Below are 2,857 nucleotides of genomic sequence, written 5' to 3' on the forward strand. Positions count from 1 at the left end.
TGCGGCTGGCAGAATCCGACCGCCCCGCCATCACCCTGCGCATCGATGGCCGCAGTGCCACCGCCCTGGCGGGTGACACCCTTCTGGTCGCACTGCTGCTGAATGGCCGGCGCGTGCGCGACAGCGAATTCGGCGACGGCCCGCGTGCGGGGTTCTGCCTGATGGGCGCMTGCCAGGACTGCTGGGTGTGGACACCCGCGGGCGAGCGCCTGCGCGCCTGTTCCACGCCGGCCGAGGCCGGCATGGAGGTACTGACCCGTCCGCCCGCGCACCACTGGCCCGCGACGCCGGACCTGCAGGAATCGCTCGCGCGCCACGCGCCGGGAGCCACCGCATGAGCACGCCGTCAGCATYGCCCCGCATCGTCGTGGTCGGCACCGGCCCCGCCGGCGTACGCGCGGCCCAGGCACTGGCGCAGGCCGGACTGCGCCCTACCGTGATCGACGAAGGCCGGCGCGACGGCGGCCAGATCTACCGCCGCCAGCCCGAAGGCTTCMAACGCTCCTACGCCAAGCTCTATGGCAGCGAGGCCGACAAGGCCCAGGCGCTGCACCGCGACTTCGACGCGCTGCRCGCGCGGATCGACTACCGTCCCAACACGCTGGCGTGGAACCTGACCGAGGGTGAGTTGCACGTCGTGTGCGGGGACGAGCCGCAGACGCTGCCCTTCGACGCMCTGCTGGTGTGCTCCGGTGCCACCGACCGGCTCATGCCGGTGCCCGGCTGGCACCGCGCCGGCTGCTACAGCCTGGGCGCTTCCCAGATCGCGCTCAAGGCACAGGCCTGCGCCATCGGCGCGCAGGTCGTCTTCCTCGGCAGCGGGCCGCTGCTCTACCTGGTGGCCTCGCAGTACGTGCAGGCCGGCGCGCGCGTGGCGGCAGTACTCGACACGTCCTCCGCCAATAAGTCCTGGGGTGCCATCACCGGCCTGCTGGCGCGCCCCCGGCTGGCGCTGCGCGGCCTCGGACTGATCCGCGGCCTCAAGCATGCCGGCGTACCGGTGCTGCAGGGCGTGACGCCGCTGGGCATCGACGGCGATGACCGCCTTGGCGTGCRGGSCGTGACCGTGCGCGATGCGCGCGGACGCGAGCAGCGCTTCGCSTGCGACGCCGTCGGCCTGGGCTGGCACCTGCGCGCCGAGACGCAACTGGCCGACCTCGCGCGCTGCGAGTTCGCCTTCGACCCCGTGAGCCGCCAGTGGCTGCCGCGCATCGACGCGGACGGCCGCAGCAGCACGCGCGGCGTCTACCTGGCCGGCGACGGCGCGCGCATCCTCGGTGCCGATGGGGCCGAAGCCGCGGGCCGGCTCGCGGCGCTGGCGGCGCTGGCCGACCTGGGGCATGAGCGGGGCCGCGCACAATACGCCGCGGAATCGGCTGCGCTGCGCCGCAYCCTCGACCAGATGGACCGCTTCCGCCAGGGGCTGGCGCGCGCCTTCCCGTGGCCGCACACGCAGGCCGCCGCCCTGCCCGATGCCGCCGTGGTATGCCGCTGCGAGGCCGTGACSGTGGGCGAGCTGCGCCGCTGCGTGAGCGAACTGGACAGCCAGGAAGTCAATCGGGCCAAGGCCTTCAGCCGCGTCGGCATGGGCCGCTGCCAGGGCCGCTTCTGCGGCCATGCCGCGGCCGAGATCGTGGCGCAGGCCTGCGGCATCCCGATCGAACAAGTCGGTCGCCTGCGCTCGCAGGCACCGGTCAAGCCACTGATGATGAATACACACGAGGTGAAGGCATGAGCAGCACGGCATCCAAGACGCACGACGCCGATGTGCTGGTGCTCGGTGGCGGCCTGATGGGCACCACCACCGCCTTCTTCCTGCGCCAGCAGGGCCTCTCGGTGGTGCTGCTGGAGCGCGAGCTGGTCGGGCGCCAGGCCAGCGGCACCAACTTCGGCAATGTGCGCCGCCAGGGACGYGCCCTGCACCAGATGCCGCTGGCCAATCGCGCGCGTGCCGTCTGGGGCCGCGTGAAGGAACTGCTGGGCGARGACCTCGAGTTCGTCCCGTACGGCCACCTGCGCGTGTGCTACACCGAACAGCAGGCCRCCGTGCTCGAGCAACAYGYSCGCGACGTGAAGCCGCTCGGRCTGGAYCTGSAGCTCTTCAGCGCCGAGCAGTTGCGCCGGCGCTGGGGCATCTTTGCGCCCGGCGTGGTGGCAGGYTCGTACTCGCCGCAGGACGGCCAYGCCAACCCGCGCCTGGCCGGCCCGGCCTTCGCGCGCGCCGCGCGTCGCGCCGGCGCGCAGATCGTCGAGCATGCCGAGGTGATGCAGGTCGAGCGCGACGCCAATGGCTTTGTCGCTCACACCGCCGATGGCCGGCGCTTTCGCGCACCGCAAATGCTGGTGGCGTGCGGCGCCTGGTCCAACCGCATGGCCGAGCAGTTCRGCGAGGGCGTGCCGATGGACGCGCGCGGCCCGCAGATGGGCGTGACCGAGCCGCTGCCCTATGCCATCGGCCCTTCCATCGGCGTTTCTACGCCGATCGAGCATGAGAGCCTGTACTTCCGCCAGATCTCACGCGGCAACATCGTCTTCGGCGGYGGCCTCAAGGGGCCGGCGTACACCGASCGCATCCGCGCCTACGTGAAGCCCGACAACGTGCTGCGCCARCTGCGCGAACTGCGCCGCTTCGTGCCGGCCTTCGAGCATGTGCAGCTGATTCGCGTGTGGAGCGGCATCGAAGGCTATACCCCCGACTGGCAGCCGGTGATGGGCCCCAGCGCCACGGTGCCCGGCCTGTACTACGCCTTCGGCTTCAATGGCGAGGGCTTTGCGATCAGCCCCGGCGTGGGCGAAACCATGGCGGAGCTGATCGCCACGGGCCGTACCTCGATTCCGCTGGAGCCTTATGCCATCG

General features: G+C 71.8%; 3 protein-coding genes. All 3 read left to right on the forward strand.

Features of this window, described 5'->3' with window-relative positions:
* A partial coding sequence (locus AC1DK4_RS40490) for a (2Fe-2S)-binding protein (RefSeq protein ID WP_441624481.1) occupies positions 1-338 on the forward strand: 338 nt, incomplete at its 5' end.
* A complete protein-coding gene (locus AC1DK4_RS40495) occupies positions 335-1,735 on the forward strand; it encodes an FAD/NAD(P)-dependent oxidoreductase (RefSeq protein ID WP_441624483.1) in 1,401 nt (466 codons plus the stop codon). The genes AC1DK4_RS40490 and AC1DK4_RS40495, both read left to right, overlap by 4 nt.
* The coding region (locus AC1DK4_RS40500) for an NAD(P)/FAD-dependent oxidoreductase (protein ID WP_441624485.1) at positions 1,732-2,857 on the forward strand (1,126 nt) is incomplete at its 3' end. The genes AC1DK4_RS40495 and AC1DK4_RS40500, both read left to right, overlap by 4 nt.

The organism is Cupriavidus sp. 05N38 (genome assembly GCF_056397345.1).